This is a genomic window from Salsipaludibacter albus, assembly GCF_019798055.1.
GTDB lineage: Bacteria > Actinomycetota > Nitriliruptoria > Nitriliruptorales > Nitriliruptoraceae > Salsipaludibacter > Salsipaludibacter albus.
The window spans coordinates 1-23251 of record NZ_JAHOPH010000001.1; the positions used below are offsets into that span (position 1 = coordinate 1).

22 protein-coding genes and 1 pseudogene are annotated in these 23251 nt (G+C 72.6%); 10 read left to right on the plus strand and 13 right to left on the minus strand.

From position 1 onward, the window contains the following. On the plus strand, positions 1–749 hold a 749-nt coding region (locus KR546_RS00005), incomplete at its 5' end, for a M15 family metallopeptidase (protein WP_238442643.1). A gap of 100 nt (positions 750–849) precedes the next feature. Here KR546_RS00005 and KR546_RS00010 read toward each other — a convergent pair. The 5 genes and pseudogenes from KR546_RS00010 to KR546_RS00025 form a co-directional block, all read right to left on the minus strand. Further along, positions 850–2001, minus strand: coding sequence for a ComEC/Rec2 family competence protein (locus KR546_RS00010; protein WP_238442644.1), 1152 nt, complete (start codon positions 1999–2001; stop codon positions 850–852). Continuing rightward, complete coding sequence (locus KR546_RS00015; RefSeq protein WP_238442645.1) at positions 2001–2714, minus strand: hypothetical protein; 714 nt, start codon at positions 2712–2714, stop codon at positions 2001–2003. Before KR546_RS00015 ends, KR546_RS00010 begins: the two co-directional genes overlap by 1 nt. Before the next feature lie 125 nt (positions 2715–2839). Continuing rightward, on the minus strand, positions 2840–3379 hold the full coding sequence (locus tag KR546_RS19865; RefSeq protein ID WP_420804227.1) for a DUF2510 domain-containing protein: 540 nt from the start codon (positions 3377–3379) through the stop codon (positions 2840–2842). 346 nt (positions 3380–3725) lie between these two features. Then, positions 3726–4298 (minus strand): annotated as a pseudogene (locus KR546_RS19870) (SPFH domain-containing protein); the annotation flags it as partial. Next, complete coding sequence (locus KR546_RS00025) at positions 4295–4789, minus strand: NfeD family protein (RefSeq protein ID WP_238442647.1); 495 nt, start codon at positions 4787–4789, stop codon at positions 4295–4297. The pseudogene KR546_RS19870 and the gene KR546_RS00025, both read right to left, overlap by 4 nt. 99 nt (positions 4790–4888) lie before the next feature. On the opposite strand from KR546_RS00025, the gene KR546_RS00030 reads away from it, so the two are divergent. After that, on the plus strand, positions 4889–5254 hold the full coding sequence (locus tag KR546_RS00030; protein ID WP_238442648.1) for a bleomycin resistance protein: 366 nt from the start codon (positions 4889–4891) through the stop codon (positions 5252–5254). A 1-nt stretch (position 5255) separates the two neighbouring features. On the opposite strand, the gene KR546_RS00035 is transcribed toward KR546_RS00030, so the two are convergent. Continuing rightward, positions 5256–8903: a hydantoinase B/oxoprolinase family protein gene (locus KR546_RS00035; RefSeq protein WP_238442649.1), complete on the minus strand. Its 3648-nt coding sequence runs from the start codon at positions 8901–8903 to the stop codon at positions 5256–5258. Between the two features lie 67 nt (positions 8904–8970). Continuing rightward, positions 8971–9480, minus strand: coding sequence for a mycothiol transferase (locus KR546_RS00040; RefSeq protein WP_238442650.1), 510 nt, complete (start codon positions 9478–9480; stop codon positions 8971–8973). 195 nt (positions 9481–9675) lie between these two features. On the opposite strand from KR546_RS00040, the gene KR546_RS00045 reads away from it, so the two are divergent. The 3 genes from KR546_RS00045 to KR546_RS00055 are packed head-to-tail and all read left to right on the plus strand — an operon-like array spanning position 9676 to position 12115. Further along, the gene (locus KR546_RS00045) at positions 9676–10074 is read left to right on the plus strand and encodes an ArsR/SmtB family transcription factor (protein ID WP_238442651.1); all 399 of its coding nucleotides are present in this window, start codon (positions 9676–9678) and stop codon (positions 10072–10074) included. Then, on the plus strand, positions 10071–10556 hold the full coding sequence (locus KR546_RS00050) for an SRPBCC family protein (RefSeq protein ID WP_238442652.1): 486 nt from the start codon (positions 10071–10073) through the stop codon (positions 10554–10556). Before KR546_RS00045 ends, KR546_RS00050 begins: the two co-directional genes overlap by 4 nt. A gap of 44 nt (positions 10557–10600) precedes the next feature. Then, positions 10601–12115 carry a fused MFS/spermidine synthase gene (locus KR546_RS00055; protein WP_238442653.1) on the plus strand — a complete coding sequence of 505 codons (1515 nt, stop codon included), beginning with the start codon at positions 10601–10603 and terminating at the stop codon, positions 12113–12115. Between the two features lie 90 nt (positions 12116–12205). Here KR546_RS00055 and KR546_RS00060 read toward each other — a convergent pair whose 3' ends face one another. From KR546_RS00060 to KR546_RS00085, 6 genes are all read right to left on the minus strand, one after another. Continuing rightward, positions 12206–12595 (minus strand): DUF3037 domain-containing protein, encoded by a 390-nt coding sequence (locus KR546_RS00060; RefSeq protein WP_238442654.1) that lies wholly within the window; start codon positions 12593–12595, stop codon positions 12206–12208. Next, positions 12592–13383 carry a HipA family kinase gene (locus KR546_RS00065; RefSeq protein WP_238442655.1) on the minus strand — a complete coding sequence of 264 codons (792 nt, stop codon included), beginning with the start codon at positions 13381–13383 and terminating at the stop codon, positions 12592–12594. The genes KR546_RS00060 and KR546_RS00065 overlap by 4 nt, the downstream gene beginning before the upstream one ends. Before the next feature lie 127 nt (positions 13384–13510). Beyond that, complete coding sequence (locus tag KR546_RS00070; RefSeq protein ID WP_238442656.1) at positions 13511–13843, minus strand: c-type cytochrome; 333 nt, start codon at positions 13841–13843, stop codon at positions 13511–13513. 41 nt (positions 13844–13884) lie between these two features. After that, positions 13885–16047 carry a heavy metal translocating P-type ATPase gene (locus tag KR546_RS00075; RefSeq protein ID WP_238442657.1) on the minus strand — a complete coding sequence of 721 codons (2163 nt, stop codon included), beginning with the start codon at positions 16045–16047 and terminating at the stop codon, positions 13885–13887. Beyond that, positions 16044–18266: a heavy metal translocating P-type ATPase gene (locus KR546_RS00080; protein WP_238442658.1), complete on the minus strand. Its 2223-nt coding sequence runs from the start codon at positions 18264–18266 to the stop codon at positions 16044–16046. The genes KR546_RS00075 and KR546_RS00080 overlap by 4 nt, the downstream gene beginning before the upstream one ends. A gap of 81 nt (positions 18267–18347) precedes the next feature. Next, positions 18348–18560 carry a heavy-metal-associated domain-containing protein gene (locus KR546_RS00085; protein WP_238442659.1) on the minus strand — a complete coding sequence of 71 codons (213 nt, stop codon included), beginning with the start codon at positions 18558–18560 and terminating at the stop codon, positions 18348–18350. 159 nt (positions 18561–18719) lie between these two features. Between KR546_RS00085 and KR546_RS00090 the strand changes: the two genes are divergently transcribed. The 5 genes from KR546_RS00090 (at position 18720) to KR546_RS00110 (ending at position 23225) form a co-directional block, all read left to right on the plus strand. Beyond that, positions 18720–19052: a metal-sensitive transcriptional regulator gene (locus tag KR546_RS00090; protein ID WP_238442660.1), complete on the plus strand. Its 333-nt coding sequence runs from the start codon at positions 18720–18722 to the stop codon at positions 19050–19052. 107 nt (positions 19053–19159) lie between these two features. Next, positions 19160–19759: a helix-hairpin-helix domain-containing protein gene (locus KR546_RS00095; protein ID WP_238442661.1), complete on the plus strand. Its 600-nt coding sequence runs from the start codon at positions 19160–19162 to the stop codon at positions 19757–19759. A 24-nt stretch (positions 19760–19783) separates the two neighbouring features. Continuing rightward, positions 19784–20326, plus strand: a complete 543-nt coding sequence (locus KR546_RS00100) for a disulfide bond formation protein B (RefSeq protein WP_238442662.1) — start codon at positions 19784–19786, stop codon at positions 20324–20326. A gap of 25 nt (positions 20327–20351) precedes the next feature. Beyond that, complete coding sequence (locus KR546_RS00105; protein ID WP_238442663.1) at positions 20352–21098, plus strand: TlpA family protein disulfide reductase; 747 nt, start codon at positions 20352–20354, stop codon at positions 21096–21098. A gap of 225 nt (positions 21099–21323) precedes the next feature. Next, entirely contained in the window at positions 21324–23225 is a 1902-nt protein-coding gene (locus KR546_RS00110) for an acyltransferase family protein (RefSeq protein WP_238442664.1), read from the plus strand. Positions 23226–23251: the final 26 nt, after the last annotated feature.

The window sequence follows — 23251 nt, forward strand, 5'->3', positions numbered from 1 at the left end:
CCGCCGCCCAGGCCGCGGCCGACGCCCGCGCCTCCGAGGCACGCAGCGAGGCCGAGGCAGCCGCTGACGCACGGGCCGAGGAGGCCCGACGCGAGGCCGAGGAGGAGGCCCGGCGCCAGGCCGAGGCGGAAGCCCAGGCAGAAGCGGAAGCAGCGGCAGAGGCCGAGGCGGAAGCCGCCGCTGCGGCCGCACGCCGGGCGGCCGAGGAGGAAGAGGAGGAAGAGGAGGAGCGCGCGTCGTCCAGGTCGTCGTCGTCCAGGTCCTCGTCGTCCTCCACGTCCTCGTCGTCGAGCTCGAGTTCCTCGTCCGGCTCGTCGTCCGGCGGGTCGGTCTCGGTCTCGTACTCGGGCAGCCTCGCCACGGTCGGCGGAATCACGGTCGACGCATCGATCGCCGACAACCTCCGTCGCCTGCTCGAAGCCGCCCGCGGCGACGGGATCGTGCTCGGCGGGGGCGGCTACCGGTCGCCGGAGACCACCGCACGTCTGCGCATCGCCAACGGCTGCCCCGACGTCTACAGCTCGCCCGCGTCCTCGTGCCGCGTGCCGACGGCGATTCCCGGCTCGTCGATGCACGAGAAGGGCCTGGCGGTCGACTTCTCCTACAACGGCGCCACGCTGTGCTTCCCCTCCAGCGCCTCGTCGTGCCACGGGAACCGGGCGTTCGACTGGCTGTGGGACAACGCCGGCAGGTACGGCTTCCACAACCTGCCGTCCGAGGCCTGGCACTGGTCCACCAACGGCAACTGAGCACCCGCCGACACCGCCGGGCTGCGGCTGACCAACGCCCGGGTGCATTGGAGTTCCTCGCTGCGCTCAGAACGTCCACACCCGCCAGGGCCAGCCGTCGTCAACGGCCACGCCAGCGGCGGGCAGTGGCGGGGTCGAAGCTGAGGTCGCCGGGCTCGTCGCCCAGTCGCCACAGGTCACGCGTGCCGGGTCGCAGCCGCATGGCGATGGTGCCCAGGGCCCGCCCCGCCGCGTCACGATCCGCGGTGTAGAACAGCCCCAGGTCGTGGTCGGCGCTGCGCGGTGTGCCCAGTCCCATCGTCGGCTCCAGTGCCTCACGCAGGATGTCCTGGGTGACGGCGTGCGGGAAGTTGTACTGCGGGCTGCGGTCGGTGCTGGACACCAGCGTGACCTTCGGCGACATCCGTTCCATCAGTTCGAGGTTGATGCCGTGCTTGGACGCGTGGTGCGGCACCTTCAGGACGTCGGCCCGCAGGTGGTCGATGCCGGTCGCGGCGCCGATCGCCTCGGCCGCCGCGTTGTCGTGGGCGTGCAGGGCGGGGAAGTCCGTCGCCACGTGGGCCCATGAATCGGTCTGTGCATCGCCACCGAGGATCATGCTCACGGCGTTCTCGTGGTCGACCAGGACCCGGTCCTCGTCACGCTGGAGCACCCGCGGCGCCGGGTAGTCCAGCCGCAGGGTGATCGAGGCCGAGTTGACCTCGACCCCGTAGGTGTCGTACCGGTTCCGCAGGTGGATCGCCGGCGCCAGCACGGTGATGCGGGTCTGGTGGAGCCAGCGTCGGAAACCGCTCGTGGGCTGGGCGTACAGCAGGTGCGGCAACCCGGAGATCTGCCCCATCAGGTCGTGGAACCCCCGGCTGGGGTGGAAGTACCCCGAGTCCCAGTACTCGCTGACGGCGTGGCCGTGGGAGGCCAGCAGGCCGGACAGTCCTCGGATGTGGTCGGCATGCGGATGGGTCGCGACCACCAGGGCGATCGCGTCGGGGGCCAGGGAGCCGTCGGCGGTCGTCGGCAGCCACCCCGCGTCCACCGCCAGCGCCAGCAGGCCCTCGATCTTTCCGCTCCGACCGGCGTCGACGACGATGGCCCGCCGGGTGGCGTGGGGCGGTCGCGGTGGCAGGAGCAGGAGTTGGGCGTCGGCGTCACCGACGTTGGCGCAGAAGTAGAGCAGGTCCTCGTCGGTGACCGCCTCGACGAACGAGGGCGCATCGTCCAGGCCGTCGCTGGGCAGCGGGCTGATCGCCGACATCAGGCGGCCCCTCCCCCGGCCGGTCCATCGGCGTCGTCGAGCCGCTGGCCGTCGACCCGGACCCGCAGTCCGAGCTGGTCGAGGTCACCGGCGTCGAGCACGCCGGTCGCCGCCTCGTCCGCGGCCGCGTGGGCCAGGGTGCGTGCGTTCGCGGTCACGTCGGCCAACAGCCCCGCCAGGTCCCGGGCGTCGGATCGCATGGTCCGCCCGTCGGAGTGCCCGGCGGCCCGCGCGAACCACGCGAACCCGGGGTCGTCCGCCCACGCCGCCGACGGCGGTCGGGTCGGATCGGTCATCCAGGCCGATGCCTCCACCGGGTCGTCGAGGAGCCAGCGCACCAGGTCGTCGTGGACCGCGAACACGTCCCCGACGCGGATCGGCCGGTCCGGGGCCGGGGCCGACTGGCGACGCCGGGCCAGGGCGGCCAGCGCGGCGAGCAGGCCTCGGTCGATGGTCACGTCGACGGTCCCCACGTCCGGGTCGAAGCGCAGCCGTCCCTGCTCGTCGGTGCCGGGCCAGGGATCGACCGTGACCTGGCAGCGCTCGTCACCACACTCGTCGACCACGACGTACCACCAGCCGGGACCGGGACCACCGTCGCCGCCCGAGCGCGTGACCCGGGTGTCGACCGATACGGTGCCCAGGACTGCCGGGGTCCAGGCGCGGGTGGCCGGCCGGTCCAGGCCGGGGGCCACGGGTCGCTGCTCGTACATCCGCATCTCCTCCCGGTGTGGCCTCGGCCCCGGCCTGCCACCGTCGAGTGCCGTGGCGAGTACCGCGGCCCGGAGTCGTTCCTAGCAGGCGGCGCAGTCCACGGCAAGGATCGCCCGGGCGTCGCTCAGGCCGGTGGAAGGCCGAGCCCGGCGCCGGTCGTGGCCGAGTCGTCCAGCACCGAGTCCACGCGGTCCACGATCCACTCCATCATGCTGGCACGCGAGACCACCTGCAGGACGAACCAGAGCACCAGCAGCACGAACGCGGCGACCACGGCGATCTTGATCCAGCGGAGCAGGCTGGTCCCGTACTGGCTGATCAGCGGTTCGATCCGCCGCTGGGCGTCGCGGGCCTGCTCGCGGACGGCGTCGGTCGCGCGGTCCACCTCGCTGCGGGCGACCTTGCGCACCTCGGTCATGATGTCCTGGGTGGCCTGGCGCCCGACCCCGGACGACGCACTCCCGGCGACCTGCCGCGCCGCCCGGCTGGCGGCCTCGGCCGGAGCCACCGGCTCCCCGTCGGCCGTCGCCACCGGGACCTCGACCCCACGATGCGGCGGGGCAGCGCGGTCGTCGGTCCAGTCCAGCCCGTCCCACCACCGCAGGCGCGCGCCACCGACCGGGTCGGGGTACCACCCGGCCGGCGGGGCGTCGGCCCTCCTCACGACAGGTCACGTGGTGGCGGCACGTCCTCCACGCGCGCGGCCGGATCGGGGATCGGAAGCCCCCCGCGCGGCCGTCCCCGATCTCCTCCAGCGCCGACAGGTACTCCACGGTCAGCACCGCCTGGTCCGCCCCGGCCTCCTTGATGCCGGTCAGGCGGGCCAGTGCGGCCTCGCCCTCGCCCTCGCCGACCCGCGCCAGGCGCAGCTTCTCGGCGTCGGCACGCAGCTCGATGGCCCGGGCGTCACCCTCGGCGTCCAGCACCGCCGCCTGCTTGCGACCCTCGGCCGCCAGGACGGCGGCCTCCTTCTCGCCGTTGGCCCGGGCGATCGCGGCCTCCCGGTAGCCGTTGGCCTCGGTCACGGTGGCGCGGCGATCGCGCTCGGCACGCATCTGGGCGTGCATCGCCGACACGACCTCCGGTGGGGGGTCGATGCGCTGGATCTCGACCCGGACGACCCGCACGCCCCACTTGTCGGTGGCGACGTCGAGCACGTCACGCAGCCGCGTGTTGATCGTGTCCCGCGAGGTCAGGGCACGGTCCAGCTCGAGGTCGCCGATCAGGTTGCGCAGGTTGGTCTGGGCCAGCTTGATGATCGCGTTGTAGAAGTCCGCGACGTTGTAGACCAGTCGCTTCGGGTCAGTGGCCTCGTAGTAGACGACGGCGTCGACCGAGACCACGACGTTGTCCTCGGTGATGACCTCCTGGGGCGGGACGTCGACCACCTGCTCACGCATGTCGATCAGCTGGATCGTCTCGATGAACGGGATGATCAGGTTGAAGCCCGGGTCCTTGGTGGTCTTGTAGCGACCGAGCCGTTCGACCAGGCCACGCTGGTAGGGCCGCACGATCTTGACGGCCAGCCCCAGGAAGACGATCCCGAGGATGACGATCGCGGCGATGGCGAAGGGCCAGATCATTGGCGAGCTCCCGTGTCGTCGACGGTGGCGGGCTCGACCAGCACCCGGGTTCCCTGCAGGTCGACGATCGTGACCTTCGCGCCAGCCTCGATCGCCACGTCCACGGTGCTGACCGCGCCCCAGACCTCCGAGTCGACCGTCACCTGACCGACCGGGCCGTGGTCGACCGGGCCGATCGGCTCGGTGACGATCGCCGTGCGTCCGACCAGGCGGTTCGCACCGACGCCGACCGGCAGGACGTTGCCCGTGCGGACCATCGACGCCCACCGGGCGAACACGGCGAACAGGACCGCGCCGCCGGCGCCGAAGACCAGCCACTGGGCGACGATCGGTGCGTCGTAGAAGGCGATCACGGACGAGACGAAGGCCGAGATGGCGAACGGCAACAGGACCATCGAGCCACCGAGGATGGTGACCTCGACGACGGCGAACAGGATCGCGACCGCGAGCCACACCCACGGCCACACCGCTGCGGCGAGACCAAGGTCCATGGTCTCCACCCTATCGCCGTCGGGGTCGCCGGTCCGGCGTGGCGACGCCCCCGGCAGGTCCGGGATGGGTAGCGTCGGCGAGGTCGGAGAGGAGTGGCCGTGCATCGACGTGGCGTGGTCCGTGCCGTGCAGCCGGAGCTTCCCGTGGCCGACCTCGAGCGGGCGATGGCCTTCCACCGACTCCTGGGGTTCGACGTGGAGGCCCACGAGGGCGGCGGCTACGCCTTCGTCACCGACCGGGGCCGGGAGGTGTGGCACCTGCGGCAGGTCGCGGACCTGGCGGACGGTGGCAGCCGCGCCGGTCTGTACGCCCACGTGAAGGACCCGCACGCCCTGCACGACCGGTTCGTGGCCCTGGGTGCCTCCCCGACCCCCGTGGTCGTCGAGCCGTGGGGCATGCGGGAGTTCTCCGTCACCGACCCCGACGGCAACCGCCTGCGGTTCGGGACCAACGCCCCGACCTGAGTCAGGCGTCGCCGGGCCGTCCGTAGCCACCGCCTCCGGGGGTCTCGACGACGAACACGTCGTCGGGCGCGACGTCGACCTGGTCGCGTCCGTGCACCTCGGTCCGACTCCCGTCGGGATGCTCGACCCACTGCCGACCCAACGCCCCGGGCGACCCGCCGTCCATGCCGTAGGGCGGCACACGACGATGGCTGGACAGGATCGACACCGTCATCGGCTCGAGGAACCGGATCCGTCGGACCGCGCCGTCACCACCACGCCACCGTCCGTCACCACCGCTCCCGGTGCGGATGGCGTGCGACTCGACCCGCACGGGATGACGCCATTCCAGCACCTCGGGGTCGGTCAGGCGCGAGTTGGTCATGTGGGTCTGCACGGCCGCGGTCCCGGCGAAGCCCTCCCCGGCGCCGGACCCGCTCGCGACGGTTTCGTAGTACTGGTGGTCGTCGTTGCCGAACGTCACGTTGTTCATCGTGCCCGAGCCCTCGGCCTGGGCACCGAGCGCGGCGTACAGGGCGCCGGTCACCGCCTGCGAGGTCTCGACGTTGCCCGCCACGACCGCGGCCGGGTGGGTCGGTGCCAGCATGCAGCCGTCGGGGATCGTCACGTCGATCGGCTCGAGGCAGCCGGCGTTGAGCGGGATCGCGTCGGCCACCAGGGTCCGGAACACGTACAGGACGGCGGCCATCGCGACCGACGAGGGCGCGTTGGCGTTGCCGGGTCGCTGCTCGGAGGTCCCGGTGAAGTCGACATGGACCCGCCGGGCGTCGTGGTCGACCGTGATCGCCACGCAGATCCAGGCTCCGTCGTCCAGTTCGTAGGTCACCGCGCCGTCCTCGAGCGTGTCGATCACGCCCCGGATCGCCTCCGCCGCGTTCGCCCGCACGTGGTCCATGTAGGCATGCACGACGTCCAGCCCGAAGTGGTCGACCATCGCCCGCAGCTCGCGCACGCCCGTGGCGTTGGCGGCGACCTGGGCGGCGAGGTCGAGCAGGTTGGCGTCGGGGTCGCGGGACGGGTTCACCGCGGACGCGAGCAGCTCGCGGGTGGCGTCCTCGCGGATCTCGCCGTCCGACACCAGCAGCCAGTTGTCCAACAGCACGCCCTCGTCGTCGATGTGGCGCGACGACGACGGCATCGAGCCGGGCGTGATCCCCCCGATCTCGGCGTGGTGGCCGCGTGACGCCACGTAGAACTGCAGCTCCTCACCCGCCTCGTCGAACACCGGGGTCACCACCGTCACGTCCGGCAGGTGCGTCCCGCCCCGGTAGGGGTTGTTGAGGGCGAAGACGTCGCCGGGGCGCATCGTGTCGGCGTTGGCCTCGGCCACGACCCGGATGGACTCGCCCATCGATCCGAGGTGGACCGGGATGTGCGGCGCGTTGGCGACCAGGTTCGCGTCCGGGTCGAAGATCGCACAGGAGAAGTCCAGCCGCTCCTTGATGTTGACCGAGTGGGCGGTGCGCTGCAGTGCCACGCCCATCTGCTCGGCGACGGCCATGAACAGGTTGTTGAACACCTCCAGCAGCACCGGGTCCACCGCGGTGTCGAGGTCGACCGTGCCGCTGCGTGCCGCGACCCGTTCCAGCACCAGGTGGCCGACGTCGTTGGCCGACGCGCGCCAACCCGGCTCGACCACGGTGGTCGAGGTGTCCTCGGTGACCACGGCCGGCCCGTCCACCGTCACGTCGTCCACGACCTCCTCCCGAGCCACCAGGGCGACGTCCTGCCACGCCCCGTCGACGAACATCCGCGCCGTCATGCCCTCCGGCCCGGTGGCCGACGGGTCGGCGGGGCGCTCCGCCCGGACCGCGGCCAGCCCCGCGGCGACGGCGTGCTCGTCGGCACCCGCGGCGCCCACCACCTCCACCTCGACCGCCTCCACGACCAGGCCGGCGTCCTGCAGGAACGAGAACTGGCGTCGGTAGTCGGTCTCGAAGGCCGCGACCATCTGGTCGACCGGGCCACGCGGGACCGCGATCGTGGTGTCGGACCCGGCGTAGCGCAGCAGCAGGTCGACGGAGGTGGACACGCGGTCGTCCGGCAGGTCGTCGTCGAGGTCCGCGCGGGCGTCGACCGTGAGCCGGTCCACGAGGTCGTCCAGACGTTCGAGCACCCCCTCGTCCAGGGGCTCCTCGACGGCCTGCTCCCGCATCGCGGTGACGTCGGCCAGGCCCATCCCGTGGGCCGACAGGACCCCCGCCAGCGGGTGGATGAGCACGGCGGACATGCCGAGCCGGTCGGCCACGGCGCAGGCGTGCTGGCCCCCGGCCCCACCGAAGGTCACCAGCGCGTACTCGGTGACGTCGTGGCCGCGTTCCACCGAGATCGTGCGGATCGCGTTCGCCATGTTGGCCACGGCGATGTCGAGGTAGCCCGCGGCGACCTGCTCGGGCGAGCGATCGTCGCCGGTGGCCTCGGTGATCCGGTCCGCCAGGTGCGTGAACGCCTCGACCACGACCTCCCGGTCCAGCGAGGCGTCGCCGTCGGGGCCGAACACGTGGGGGAACGCGTCCGGCTGGATCCTGCCGAGCATGACGTTGGCGTCGGTCACGGTCAGCGGTCCGCCACGGCGGTAGCTGGCCGGTCCCGGGTCGGCCCCGGCCGAGTCGGGCCCCACCCGGTACCGGCTGCCGTCGAAGTGCAGGATCGAGCCGCCACCGGCGGCCACCGTGTTGATCGCCAGCATCGGCGCACGCAGGCGCACCCCGGCGACCTCCGTCTGCAGTTGGCGCTCGAACGATCCGGCGAAGTGCGACACGTCGGTCGACGTCCCCCCCATGTCGAAGCCGATGACCTGGTCGAAGCCCGCGGCCCGGGCCGTGCGCGCCATGCCGACCACGCCACCGGCGGGGCCGGACAGGATCGCGTCCTTGCCCCGGAAGTGCTCGGCCCCGACCAGGCCGCCACTGGACTGCATGAAGTGCAGGCGGACGTCGCCGAGCGTCGACGCGACCCGGTCGACGTGGCGACCGAGGATCGGCGACAGGTAGGCGTCGACCACCGTGGTGTCGCCTCGCGGCACCAGGCGCATCAGCGGGCTGGCCTCGTGCGACAACGACACCTGGGAGAACCCGACCTCGCGGGCGAGTTCGCCGATCGCCTGTTCGTGCGCCGGGTGGGCCCAGCCGTGCAGCAGCACGACCGCCACCGCGTCCAGGCCGTCGTCGTGGGCGGCGGCGAGCCGGGCGCGCACGTCCTGGGCGTCCAGCGGGGCGAGCTCGGTGCCGTCGGCGGCGACCCGGGCGGTCACCTCGACGACGCGGTCGTGGAGCAGTTCGGGCAGCACGATCTCGCGGGCGAAGATGTCCGGCCGGGCCTGCCAGCCGATCCGCAGGGCGTCGGCGAAGCCCTCGTCGACCACCAGCAGGGTGGGCTCCCCACGTCGTTCGAGCAACGCGTTCGTCGCCACGGTCGTGCCCATCCGCACGCTCGCGATCCGCTCGGACGGCAGCTCCTCGCCGGGGACGAGACCGAGCAGGTCACGGATGCCCCGGACGGCCGCGTCCTCGTCGCCTCCCTCGGAGAGGACCTTGTGCGCCAGCACGCCACCGTCGGGTCGTCGGGCGACCACGTCGGTGAAGGTGCCGCCCCGGTCGATCCAGAACTCCCAGCCCGACCGGTCGTCGGGGCCTCGTCGGGAGGTCATCGTCGTCCTGTCGTCGATCGTGGGCCGGCGCACCGCGGTCACGGGCGCGGGGCCCGATCGCGCTGGTTCAGCTGCGCTCCCACAGTCCGCGAACCTCGCCGGCCTGGCCGACGTGCTGCCAGTTGTCGGCGACCACGCTGTTCAGCCGGACGCCCAGGGTCACCGGTGGGTCCCACGAGTCGTCCACCACGCGGTCGAGGTCCTCGGGGGTCACGGTGTCCAGCAGGGCGACGGTCTGCTCGGTGACCTCGGTGAGGTAGTCCACGACGACGGTCGAGCTCCCGGGCTGCACGCCCGCCACGTCGTCGGGGTCGTGGCCGTACCCGGTGTCCATCGTGTCGTCGGGCAGCCCGAAGCGCCGGGCCCAGCCGCCCGTCACCCAGACCTGTTCGACGTCGGCGACCTCGGCGACGTGGTCGTCCTGGACCCGGCCCACGTGCCACAGCAGCCAGCCCACGCTGTTGGACTGCGGGTCGGGCCGCCACCCCAGGGCCTGGTCGGGCAGCTCGTGGCTGACCCGGGTGGCCGTCGCGAGGATCCGGCGGACGTGGTCCTGCAGCAGGTCGGACGGGGTCATGGACGGCTCCTGGTGGCGGGCCACCAGTGCACCACGTCGCGGCGCTGTCCGCAGGTGCCCGGGGGTCGGTCCGCCCCACGCAGCCCGACGGACGACATGGCTCCGCGTATTCAACCGAACGGTTGACAACGGGCAGCTTCGGTCGTACCGTTCATTCAACCAACTGGTTGAACACGAACGACCCACGGAGCCACGATGACCACGGCCGACCGCCTCTCCGATGTCTTCGCCGCACTGGCGGACCCCATCCGGCGAGACATGGTCGCGACCCTGGCCGAGGCCGACGCGACCGTGACCGAGCTGGCCGAGCCGCACGACGTGACCGTCCAGGCGATCTCCAAGCACCTCAAGGTGCTCGAGGAGGCCGGCCTGGTCAGTCGCACGCGCGACGCCCAGCGACGCCCGGCACATCTCGAGGCGGACGTGTTCGGCCTGCTGACCACGTGGCTGGAGCGCCACCGGCGCCTCGCCGAGGAGCGCTACCGCCGGCTCGACGCCGTCCTGGCGTCGATGCCCGACGACCCGTCCTCGACGCCGCTCGCCGAGCGGGCCACGACCACGCACGACCACCCGGACGACAGGACCACCCCATGACCACCACCACCCACCCCGAGACCACCATCACCGCCGACCGGGACGTCCCGCTGGTGCGGATCGTCCGCGAGTTCGACGCCACTCCCGACCAGGTCTTCCGCGCCCACGTGGATCCGGACCTGCTCGCCCAGTGGCTCGGACCGCGCGACGTCGAGATGCGCATCGACCGCTTCGACGCCCGGACCGGGGGCGAGTACCGCTACGTCCATGGCCGCGGCGACGACGAGTACGCCTTCCACGGCTCCTTCCACGAGGTGCGACCGGAGGACCACACCATCGTCCAGACGTTCACGTTCGAGGGCATGCCCGACCACGTCGCGCTCGAGCGACTGGTCCTGACCGACCTCGGCAACGGGCGCACCCGGCTGGAGGCCACCTCGCTGGTCGACAGCTTCGCCGACCGCGACGCCTTCCTGGCCAGTGGCATGGAGGACGGCGTGAACCAGGGCTACGAGCAGCTCGACGACCTCCTCGCCGGCTGACCCTCGACCGGGAGGGCGGTGGCCGAGGGGTACCTTCGGCGGCCATGCCTGCCTTCCTCGCCGCCCTCCTGGTCTTCGTCTCGTCCGGTGCCGTGCTGGTCCTCGAGACGCTCGCCGGTCGACTCATGGCCCCCTACGTCGGGGTCACGCTGGAGTCGTTCACCGGCATCATCGGCACCATCCTCGCCGGCATCGCGGCCGGGTCCTGGCTCGGCGGGCGGCTGGCGGACCGCTACGACCCACGGGTCATGCTGGGACCCACCATGGTGCTGGGCGGCGCGTTGGGCCTGCTGTCCATCCCCGTGATCGACTACCTCGGATCGTCGATGCAGGGGGCGACCCCCTCGGTGATCGTGATCCTGACCTTCGCCGGCTTCTTCATCCCCTCGGCGATCCTGTCCGCGGTCACGCCCATGGTCGTGAAGCTGCAGCTGTCGGACCTGGCAGACACCGGTCGCGTGGTCGGATGGCTGTCCGCGGTCGGGACGGTCGGGGCACTGATGGGCACGTTCACGACCGGGTTCATCCTGGTCGCCGCCTGGCCGACCCGGCCGATCATCCGCTGGCTGGGCGGCCTGCTGGTGCTCGGCGGACTGGTGCTGTGGGTCTGGCTGCGGCGCGACGCCGACCCCGACGGTGACCTCACCCGCCCCACCGCCGGGATGCTGGTCGTCCTGGTCGCGGCCGGCGCGTTGTCGTTCGCCGCCGCCCACCCGTGCGAGCAGGAGTCGGCCTACTTCTGTGCCCGCGTCGAGGTCGACCCCGAACGATCGACCGGACGGGTCCTGTGGCTGGACACGCTGCGTCACTCCTACGTCGACGTCGAGGACCCGACGCACCTGGAGTTCACCTACGCCCAGACGATGTCGGACGTGCTGGCGACGATCGCGCCCGAGGGCGAGGCGCTGGACGTCACCCACGTCGGCGGGGCCGGGATGAGCCTGCCGCGGTACCTGCGCGAGACCCGACCGGGCACGCAGTCGACCGTGCTCGAGCTCGACCCCCTGATGACCGAGATCGCGGTCGAGGAACTGGCGTGGGAGCCCGGTCCCGACGTCGAGGTGCTGCACGGCGACGCCCGGCTGCGCCTGGACGAGGTCCCGGAGGGATCCCAGGACCTGGTGATCGGGGATGCCTTCGGGGGCGTGTCGGTCCCGTGGCACCTGGCCACCGAGGAGTTCGTGACCGCCATCCACGACGTCCTCCGTCCCGGCGGGGTGTATGCCCTGAACATGATCGACTACCAACCGCTGGGCTTCGCCCGTGCCGAGCTCGCGACCCTCGCGGCGGTGTTCGACCACGTCGCCGTCCTGGCCCCGCCCGAGCGGCTGACCGGTGAGTCGGGCGGCAACTTCATCCTGGTCGGGTCCGACGAGCCGCTCCCGGTCACCGAGATGCTCGCCCGCAACACCTCCCGGGGCGACGACGAGCAGGCGCTGTGGACCGAGGGCTCGACCGTCGACGGCGTCACCCTGGAGGACTTCGTCGGGGACGCCCGGGTCCTGACCGACGACTTCGCCCCCGTCGACCAGCTCCTCACCCCCTACCCCACTCGCTGACCCCTCCAGGCCCCGGCCGGTCCCACCAGGCCCGTCGAGTGTGCGCATCGAGGCCACGGACGGCCGGGAACAGCACACTCGACGCGGGGTTCAGGCCACCAGGTCGGTGAACAGGCGCTCGAGCTCGGCCAGGGGATCGTCGGTGAGGCCGGTGTGGATCGGGCTGGGCTGCACCATCGCGCTGCGCGGTGCGGCCAACCATCGGAACCTCGCACCGGGCGGCCCGGCCGCGGCCGGGATGGCCGGATCCTGCTCGCCCTCGGTGACTCGCCGCACGGCCTCCAGTGCCGCGGCGACCCCCGCCAGGTCGACGTCGGGGTCGAGCGCGCGGACCCGGTCGGGGTCGACGGCGAGTCTCCCGCCGAACCAGTCCGCGGCACCGCAGTGCAGGAGCACCCCGACGTTGACGAACTCGCCACGATCGACCCGGGGCACGACCCGCACGACCACGTACTCGTAGGGCACCGGCGTCCCGATCATCGCCCGACCTCCCCCGTGGGCGCGCGGCTCGGTCGCCACGGCTCCCGCTCGGCGAGCCGCGCGGCCAGCACCTCGACGTGACGCGCGCGGGCACGCTCGACCTCGTCCGGACCCTCCAGGTCGTCCAGCCACGCGGTCGGGACGTCCGCCAGCACGTCGTGGAGCACCCCCGGGTCGACCCGCGTCGCCAGGGCCTGGTCCACGGCGGCGAGGTCGGCGTCGGCGAGGTCGGCGGTGAACGGGGCCAGGACGTGGTCGGACAGCTCGAGGCGTCGCGTCGCCGCCCCCGACGCGGGTGGCCACTGGTGTTGCCAGACCAGCGCAGCACCGTGGTCGATCAGCCACAGGTCGCCGTGCCACACCAGCAGGTTCGGGTTCCGCCACGTGCGATCCACGTTGACGGTCAACGCGTCCAACCACATGACCCGGGCAGCCTCCAGCGGGTCCACGTCGAACCCGGCGGGCTCGAACCCGACCGACCCGGGAAGCCAGTCCACACCGAGGTTGGTGCCGGCACTGGACACGAGCAGGTGCTGGATCTCGGGGTCGGGCTCGAGGCGGCCGATGCCCGGGTCGAGTTCGAGGGCGACCAGGTCCGGCACCCGCAGCCCCAGTCGGCGGGCGAGACCCGCCACGACGACCTCGGCCACCAGCGCGGCCGGTCCCTGGCCAGCCCCACGGAACTTGGCGACGTAGGTGCCGAGGTCGGTCGCCTCGACGATGCCGGGCAACGACCCGCCCTCGCGCAACGGCGTGGTGTACCGGGTGGCGTCGACGGTGGGGAGCATGCCCGCGATCCTAGGGTGCACGCCACGTGGCCCCATCCCCGTCGAGTGTGCGGATCGCTGCAGCCCGCGGGAGCGGGACGCACACTCGACGGTCAGGCGGACGGCTCACTCGAGGAGGCCGGCGGGGTCACTCCATCAGGCCGGCGCGGCGCTGCTCGTCGCGGACGTGGGCGACGACGGCCGCGACCTCGTCGTCGGACAGGCCCCCGATGGCCGGCATCGGTCCGAAGTCCCAGTGGTGCGCCTGCACCCCGTTGGCGATGGCCGTCGCGAACACCACGTCGGGATGGTGGTCCGGCAGGTAGTACTCGTGCAGCAGGGGCGGACCGCGGTCGGTGCCACCCAGGTCCGGGCCGTGGCAGGTGGCGCAGTTCGCCGCGAACACGCGCGCACCGACGTCGTCGCGGTCGGCCGGTGCGGCGGCGTCCGTGCCACAGGCGGCGAGCACCAAGGTCGCCACGAGCGCCACCGGGCCGGCGACACGGGTGGTCGTCGCGCCCCTCACGCGGTGCCCGCCGGACTCGGACGCCGAGCGGCCGTCGCGGGCTCGCAATCGTCGGGACGGTGGTCACCCGCTGGGCGTTCGCCGTCGCCGGGTCCGCCGTCACCGGGTCCGGCCACCTCGTCCGGGTCGAGGTCGACCCGACGGAGCAGTTGCGCGTTGGCCGCGACGATGATCGTGGACAGGCTCATGAGGATCGCCCCGACCGCCGGGGGCAGCACGAACCTGATCGGGGCGAGCACCCCTGCGGCCAGCGGCACGGCGATCACGTTGTAGCCGGCTGCCCAGGCGAGGTTCTGCTGCATCTTGCGGTACGAGGCGGCCGACAGGCGCCGCACGACCGCGACGTTGCGGGGGTCGTCGGAGGCCAGCACGATGTGTGCCGACGCGGCCGCCACGTCGGTGCCGGCCCCGATCGCGAGCCCGACGTCGGCCCGGGCCAGCGCCGGGGCGTCGTTGACCCCGTCCCCGACCATCGCCACGGTGGCGCCATCGTCCTGGAGGTCGGCGACCAGGCGCTCCTTGTCCTCGGGCAGGACCTGGGCGTGGACCTCGTCGATGCCCAGCGCGTCGGCGACGTGGTCGGCGACCTGCGGTGCGTCGCCGGTGGCCATGACCACGCGGATCCCGGCGTCGTGCAGGCCCGCGACGGCACTCGCCGACACGTCCCGGATCGTGTCCTCCAGCGCGAGGGCGGCGACCACCTGCTCGTCGACGACCAGGTGCAGGACCGCCGCGCCGCGGTCCCGCCACCCGTCCGTGACCTCGCCCAGTTCGCGGGTCCCGGCGCTGTCCGCCAGCGACTCCTCGTCGAGCAGGGACGGCCCACCGACGGCGACGCGCCGGCCGTCGACCTGCGCGGCCACACCGCGGCCGGCGATGGACCGGAAGTCGCCGGCCTCCGGGACGGCGATCCCGGCGTCGGCGGCAGCCGCCACGATCGCGCGGGCCAGGGGGTGCTCGGAGTCCGACTCGACGGCCGCGGCCAGGGCGAGCGCCTCGTCGTCGTCCCACCCGTCGACCACGACCCGGTCCGTGACCCGGTGGTCGCCGGCGGTCAGCGTGCCGGTCTTGTCGAACAGGACGGTGTCGACCTGGCGCATCCGTTCGAGGGCCAGCCGGTCGCGGACCAGGATCCCGCGTCGGGCGGCCATGGCCGTGGACAACGACACCACCAAGGGGATGGCCAGTCCCAGCGCGTGGGGACACGCGATCACCAGGACCGTCACCGTGCGGGTCACGGCCTGGTCCGGCTGGCCCAGCAGGAGCCACACCACGGCGGTCACGAGCGCGGCGATCGAGGCGTACCAGAACAGGGCCGCCGCGGCCCGGTCGGCCAGCACCTGGGTGCGCGACCGGGAGGTCTGGGCCTCCTGGACCATCGCCTGGATGCCGGCCAGCGTCGTGTCGTCACCGGTCGCGGTCACCTCCACCCGGACGGCGGAGCCGGCAGCGACCGACCCGGCCACCAGCTCGTCGCCGGGACCGTGGGCGACCGGCGCGGACTCGCCGGTCAGCATCGACTCGTCGAACTCCGCCTCGCCGTCGACGATCGTGCCGTCGGCCGGGACGGCCGCGCCGGGGCGGACCAGCACGACGTCACCGGCCGACAACTCCGACGCCGCGACCGTGCGGGTGCCGTCGTCGGTGACCAACTCGGCCTCGTCGGGCAGCAGCTCGGCGAGGCTGTCCAGCGCCGACTGGGCCTGCCCGATCGCCTTCATCTCCTGCCAGTGGCCCAGCAGCATGATGACGATCAGCCCGGCGAGCTCCCACCAGAACTCGAGGTCGAGGACCCCGAACTCGCTGAGCCACGACGCGACGAAGGCGACGGTGATGGCCATGCCGATCAGGGCCATCATCCCGGGCGAGCGATCCCGCAGCTCGCGCCAGCCGGAGGTCAGGAAGACCCGTCCCCCGTCCAGGAACAGGATCGTGCCGAGGACCGGCCCGACGGCATCGACCAGGACGTTGTCGGGCAGCTCGACCCCGAACCACATCCAGATCATCCGCGACGTCAGGATGATGGGGATCGCGAGCCACAGCGAGCGCACGAACTGCCGACGGAACATCTCGGCGTGGTCGCCGTGGCCACCGCCGTGGCCACCGGCGTCGTCATGGTCGGCGTGCTCGTCATGGGAGTGGTGGTCGTTCGGAGTCATCGCGCGAACCTCCGCAGGCGCAGGGAGTTCAGGACGACCGACACGGACGACAGCGCCATGGCAGCGCCGGCGATGGTCGGGGAGAGCAGGCCGAGCGCGGCCACCGGGATCGCCAGGACGTTGTAGCCGAAGGCCCAGCCGAGGTTCTGGATGATGGTGCGGTAGGTGGCAGCCGACAGGTCGATCGCGGTCACGACCGACCCGACGTCGCCGCCGAGCAGGGCCAGGTCACCGGACTCGATCGCCACGTCGGTGCCGGTGCCCATGGCGATGCCGAGGTCGGCCTGCACCAGGGCGGGGGCGTCGTTGATCCCGTCGCCCACCATGGCGACGACCTCGCCGGCCTCCTGGAGGGCCACGACCTCGGCCTGCTTGTCGCCGGGGAGGACCTCGGCCCGGACCCGGTCGATGCCGACCTGCTCGGCGATGCCCTCGGCCGTCGCACGGTTGTCCCCGGTCAGCAGCACGACCTCCAGGCCGCGGCTCCGCAGCGCCGCCACCGTCGGCGCCGCGGCGTCCTTGAGGCTGTCGGCCACCCCGAGCACGGCCCGGGCCGCGTCGTCCCAGCCGACCCACACGGCCGTCTCGCCCCGCTGCTCACTGGACCGCGCGGCATCGACGAGCGTGTCCGGCAGGTCGAGCCCGTGGTCGGCCAGCAGGCTCGCCCGGCCGACGACGACCTCGGTTCCGTCGACCTTGGCGCGCACGCCCTGGCCCGGCACGGCGGTGAACGCCTCGACCACGGCGGCAGTGCCGTGGCCGACCGCGTCCGGGTCGTCGGCGGCCGCGGCGATCGCGCGGCCGACCGGGTGCTCGGAGCCGGTCTCGGCCGCGGCGGCCCGGGCCAACGCGGTGACGCGATCCGTGTCCGCGATGGCGACCTCGACGACCCGCATGTCCCCACGGGTCAGGGTCCCCGTCTTGTCGAAGACCACCGTCGTGACCTCGCGGACCTGCTCGAGCGTCTCGATGGACTTGATGACGATGCCCAGGTCGGCGCCGCGGCCCGTCCCGACCATGATCGCGGTCGGCGTGGCCAGTCCGAGGGCGCAGGGGCAGGCGATCACCAGGACGGCGACCGCGGCCGCGACCGCCTCGGACGCGTCACCCCCGACCACCAGCCAGCCGACGAGGGTCACGAGCGCGATCGCGATGACGGTCGGCACGAACACCATCGACACGCGGTCGGCGAGACGCTGCAGGTCGGCCTTGCCGGCCTGGGCCCGCTCGACCATGGCCACGACCTGGGCGAGCATCGTCTCGCCGCCGACGGCGGTGACCTCGACCACGAGGGTCCCGGTGGTGTTGAGGCTGGCCCCGACGACCCGGTCGCCGACCTCCTTGGCCACGGGCCGGGACTCGCCCGTCAGCATCGACTCGTCGACCGAGGACGCACCCTCGACGACCTGGCCGTCGACCGGCACCTTCTCGCCCGGGCGCACCCGGACCCGGTCTCCCGGGGCGACCTGCTCGATGGGGACCTGGACCTCGGCGCCGTCCCGCAGCACGGTGGCCTGCCGGGCCCCCAGCTCGAGCAGGGACCGCAGGGCCGACCCCGCCCGTCGCTTGGCCCGGGCCTCGAGCCACCGGCCGAGGACGAGGAAGGTGATGATGAGCGCGGCCGACTCGAAGTAGTGCTCGTGGCTGCCCTGCAGGAGCAGGACCACCGACCAGCCCCAGGCCGAGAGGGTTCCCAGCGCGATGAGGGTGTCCATGTTCACGGTGCGGCGTCGCGCGCGACGGGCCGCCTCGACCAGGAACGGCCAGCCGGCGACGAACTGCACGATCGTGGCGAGTCCGGCGACGACCCAGGCACGCGCGTCCGGGGCGAGCAGATCACCCACGGGGGTCATGGCCAGCAGCAGGACGGCGAGTCCGAGGGGCCCGGCGATCCACAGGCGGCGCTGCCACCGGGCGACCTCGCGATCGGCCGCGTCGTCGGGGGTCGGCATCGGGACGTGCTCGCGGAGGCCGTAGCCGATGCGGTCGACGGCGGCCCGGAGGTCGGCGGCCTCGACGCCGTCGACGACGCCGACGTGTGCCCGCCCGGTCGCGTAGTTCACCTCGGCGGAGACGACGCCGTCCTGGCGGTCGAGGATCTTCTGCACCCGGGCAGCACAGGAACCACAGGTCATGCCCTCGACGTCGAAGTCGAGCTCACGGTCCGGCACCTCCCGCGCGGGGCGGGAGGCGGTGGCGGTGGCGTCGGTGCTGGCCATGAGAGGTCCTGGGGGAGGTCCTGGGGGAGGTCGGATCGGTGCGGTGCTGGCCGGGGAGGACGGCGTGGAAGTCCACGGCCGTCAGCCGGCCGGGACGTCGTAACCCTGGTCCTCGATGGTGCGCACGAGGTCGTCGCGGCTGGCACGCGCGGGGTCCCAGGTGACCGTCACGGACGTGTCCTCGAGGTCGACCGACGCCGACGAGACGCCGTCGATCGGGACCAGCGCGCCCTCGATCGAACGGACACAGTGCTGGCAGTGCACCTCGGGAACGTCGATGGTCGTGGTCTCCATGGGAATGGCCCTCCAGGTCTGGCGTTCGGTCTGGCGTTCGGTCTGGCGTCGGTGGCGTCGTCGGGTGTCCGCCCGCACGGCGTGCGCCTCCGGGTTGCGACCGTATACCCCCTCGGGGTATTGTTGCAACACCGGATCGACGATGCAGGGACCACGGCCATGACCACCTCCACCACTCCGCCCACCGAGCACCGGTCCGACGAGGACAGCCACCACCACCCACCCGGCTACCTCGGGGACAAGGCCAAGGTGCTCGCCCGCCTCCGGCGCGTCGAGGGACAGGTCCGGGGACTGCAACGAATGGTCGACGAGGACACCTACTGCATCGACGTCCTCACCCAGGTCTCCGCCGCGACCAAGGCGCTCGAGAACGTCGCGCTCCTCCTGCTCGACGACCACGTGCGCCACTGTGTCGCCGACGACGTCCGCTCGGGGTCCACCGAGAAGGTCGACGAGGCGATGCAGGCGATCACCCGCCTCGTCAAGTCCTGACCCTCCCGGTCGGACGAGCCCACGTGTCCTTCGGCGGTGACCAGACGCAATACCCTGTGCGTCCGGGATCCGGCGCTGCCACCTCCTCCTCCACCTCGAGGTCATCCATGCGCACCATCACCGACCACCTCGCCACCGTCGACGGCGTGAGCCCGTCGCTCGCCTCCGAGCTCGCCGACGCCTTCCCGACGTGGAAGGACCTGACCGCCGCCAGCACCGACGACCTGCGTGCCGTCAAGGGCGTCGGTCCCGTCCTGGCCACGCGCATCCAGGCCGCCGCCGTCGAGGCCAGCCCCAAGACGGCCGCCAAGACCCGCACCGACGAGGCTGCCGCCGCCACGCGCACGGCCGCCTCGGCCACGGGGACCCGCGCGAAGCAGGCGACCTCGAAGGTCGCGGCACGCGCCGACCGGTCCGCCACGGCGGCCAAGGCCGCCGCCAGTCGAGCCGGCGAGACGGCGACCGACACCCTCGACGAGGCCACCGACCGGGTCGCCACGACGTCCGAGCGTGCCGGGGACGCCACGGCGCGCGCCGATCGCGACTTCGCCGACGCGGTCGAGCGACGCCAGTTCGGCCCGATCACCCTGCCGGCCGACCTCCCCTGGCCCGTCAACTTCGCCCTGGACACCACCGAGACCGTCGTCGGCTTCGGGCTCAAGGTGAGCTCCGGGGTGCTCCACACCGTCGGCCGCAAGCTGCGCTGACCCGCACGCCGTCCTCGAGGACCGATGAACGCGCCCGACTTCGCCAACGCGATGGCCGTCCTGGCCATCGCGGCCGCACTGATGGCGATCGCCGTCGTGGTCCAGCGGCTCCGGGGGCGGCCCCTCCTGGACGCCCACACGTCACTGGTGGTCGCTGCCGCGATCGCGGTGGGCGCGACCGCCGGATCGCTCGTCATGAGCGACGTGTTCCACTTCGAACCCTGCCTGCTGTGCTGGTGGCAGCGCATCCTGATGTACTCCTCGGCGATCGTGCTGACGCTGGCGGCGGTGAGGCGCGACCTGTCGGTGCGCCCCTACGTCCTGGCCCTGGCAGCCCCGGGGGCCGCGATCGGGGCCTGGCAGCTGCTGACCCAGCGGATCCCGACGCTGACCGGCTCGAACTCCTGCGATCCCGACAATCCCTGCTCGCTCATCTGGGTCGAGGGACTCGGGTTCGCGACGATCCCTACCATGGCGTGCATCGCCTTCATCGCGATCGTCGCCATCCTGGCAGCCGCTCCCTCCGAACCACTGGCCGACACGACCGACGCGCCGGTCCGGCGCTGACCCGCCCGTCACGAGGAACCACACCATGAGCAACGAGACCCGCCCCGTCAAGGGCCGCTCCGGCCAGACACGACGTGCGGCCGAACCGACCAAGAAGTCCTCCTCCGGCCTCGACCTGACCACCCTGATGGGCATCGGCGTGATCGTGGCCGTCATCGGGCTCGCCGCCTACTTCGTGTTCGGCTCGGGTGGCAACACGCCTGCCGCCAACGCCGTCCAGGAGTCGGCCGACGTCACCGTCGAGGGCGAGGCCCTGCCCCAGTTCAACGCGCAGAACCCCGGCGAGGACCAGGCACTGGGCATGGCGGCGCCCCAGGTCACCGGCGAAGACTTCGCGGCCGACGAGGTCACGCTGCTCACCGAGGGCGAGGCCAACATCCTCGTCTTCCTCGCACACTGGTGCCCGCACTGCCAGGCCGAGACCCCGCTGCTGGTCGACGAGTGGTCCTCGGGCCTGCCCGACAACGTCAACGTCACCGCCGTCGTGACCGCCCAGGACGCCAACCAGCCGAACTACCCCCCGTCGACGTGGCTCGACCGCGAGGACTGGACCCACCCGGTCATCCTCGACAGCGAGGCCAACGACATCGCGGGGGCCTACGGCCTGACCAGCTACCCGTTCTTCGTCGTCACCGACGCCGAGGGCAACGTGGTGGCCCGCACCTCCGGTGAGCTCGGTCGCGAACAGATCCAGAACCTGGTGGATGTCGCCGAGGGGGCCGCCGACGCCTCCACCGTCCAGACCGACGAGGACTCCAGCGACGTCGAGTGACCATCGGCGGTCGCCACTCCCACACCACGAGGCCCGGTCCACGCGACCGGGCCTCGTCGCGTCGGAGCCGGCCGGCCGGACGACCAGCGTCCCATCTGCCAGAGCGCCCGGCGCGTACGATCACGTGAAGCCGTGGGCGCGCCCGTCGCGACCGCATCGCCGACGTCCGGCGGGCCCCCGGCCGACGCCCCGAGCCCCTTCCGATCCTCGCATGCTGGCCCCGCCGTGTCCGACACCACCCCTCGCCTGCTGGCGCGACAGCCGACCTCGTTCGGTCACCGGCCGGGGCTCGACGGTGTCCGCGCACTGGCGGTGGTCGCGGTCCTGCTCTACCACGGCGGCGTGTCCTGGATGCCCGGCGGCTTCCTGGGTGTCGAGGTCTTCTTCGTCCTGAGCGGCTACCTGATCACGTCGCTCCTGCTGGCCGAGTTCGCCCGTGACGCAGGGATCTCGCTGCGTTCGTTCTGGATCCGCCGTGCGCGACGGCTGCTGCCCGCCGCCTGGGCCCTGCTGGCAGGCGTCTTCGTGCTGGTGCTGTTCCACCCTGCGGAGATCGCGCGGTTCTTCCGCGAGCTGCCATCGGCACTGTCCTACGTCTACAACTGGTTCCTGGTCCTCAGCGAGCAGTCCTACTTCGCCTCGATGGGGCGCCCGTCGCCGCTGCGCCACCTGTGGTCACTGGCCGTCGAAGAGCAGTTCTACCTCGTGTGGCCGATCATGGCCCTGGTGGCGTTGCGCAGTGGCGGTCGCCGGCGACTGCTGGCGCTGAGCGTCGTCGGCGCCCTCGTCTCGCTGTTCATCACCCTGGTCCTGTACGTGCCCGGTGCCGACCCGTCCAGGATCTACTTCGGCACCGACACCCGCGCCGCAGGTCTCCTGCTCGGAGCGGCGGGGGCCGTGCTGTGGCACCCCTCGCGCCCGATCTCCGGCCTGCACCGCGTCGCACTGACCCGGGTCGGCATGGTCGCACTCGGCCTGCTCGGCGTGGCGTTCTGGCAGGTCGACGAGTTCGGTTCGTTCCTGTACCGCGGCGGGCTGTTCCTGGTCTCGATCGCGTCGTTGTTGCTGGTCGTCGCCGCAGCGGACCCCGACAACGTGGTCGCCCGGGCGCTGTCGACCCGCCCCCTGCAGTGGCTGGGGTCGCGGTCCTACGCGCTGTACCTGTGGCACTGGCCGGTCATGGTCTTCACCCGGCCCCAGGTCGACGTCGCACTCGACGGGTGGCGGCTGCTGGCGCTGCAACTCGTCCTGTCTGGCGTCCTGGCCGAGGCCAGCCACCGCCTGGTCGAGACCAGGTTCCGCCGCGTGCACCGCCGCCATCCGCAGGTCGACGCCACTCCACGCGTCCCGGTCGGCCGGCGCCGCGCCGTGGTGGCGGGCGGGTTCGCCACGGTCGCCCTGGCCGCGATCGGACTGCTGGTGGTCCCCATGGTGGACCCCGTCGCCGAGGACGCCTCCGCACTGGCGATGGCCAGCGCCCAGGACGATCGCGCTCCCGGACCGACGACCGACGACCCCGCCCCGGCGCCCAGCCTGTCGCCCGACGACCCGACGCCTCGCAGCGCCACCACGGCCGACGACGCGAGCCCCGACCCGACCGAGGCCGCCGGCGCGCCGTCGCCCAGCGCCGCGCCGGTCGAGGAACGTGCTGAGGACGACGCCGAGGAGCAGGTGTCGGCCTTCGGCGACAGCGTGATGGCCGGCGCCGTCCCCGAGATCGAGGACGCGATCGACGGTGCGGTGGTGGACGCCGACGTCGGGCGGACCAGTGACCAACTGGTCGACCTGGTGGCGGCACGGGCGGACGCAGGTGACCTGGCACCCACCGTGGTCATCCACTCCGGCAGCAACGGCCCCCTACCGAAGGGGTTCGTGGACCGGGTGATGGACGTGACCGGACCGGACCGCCGGGTGCTCTTCGTCAACGTCCGGGTGCCCCTGCGCTGGCAGGACCAGGTCAACAGGGCCCTGGCCAGCGGTGTCGCGAACCACGACAACGCCACACTCGTGGACTGGTACGGCACCAGCAGTGGACACGCCGAGTGGTTCACCCCCGACGGGGTGCACATCATCGACCGACCCGGCGCCGACCAGTTCGCGGCGATGCTGGTGGCGGCCGTCGCCTGACCCGGTCGGACGGCCAGGGATGGACC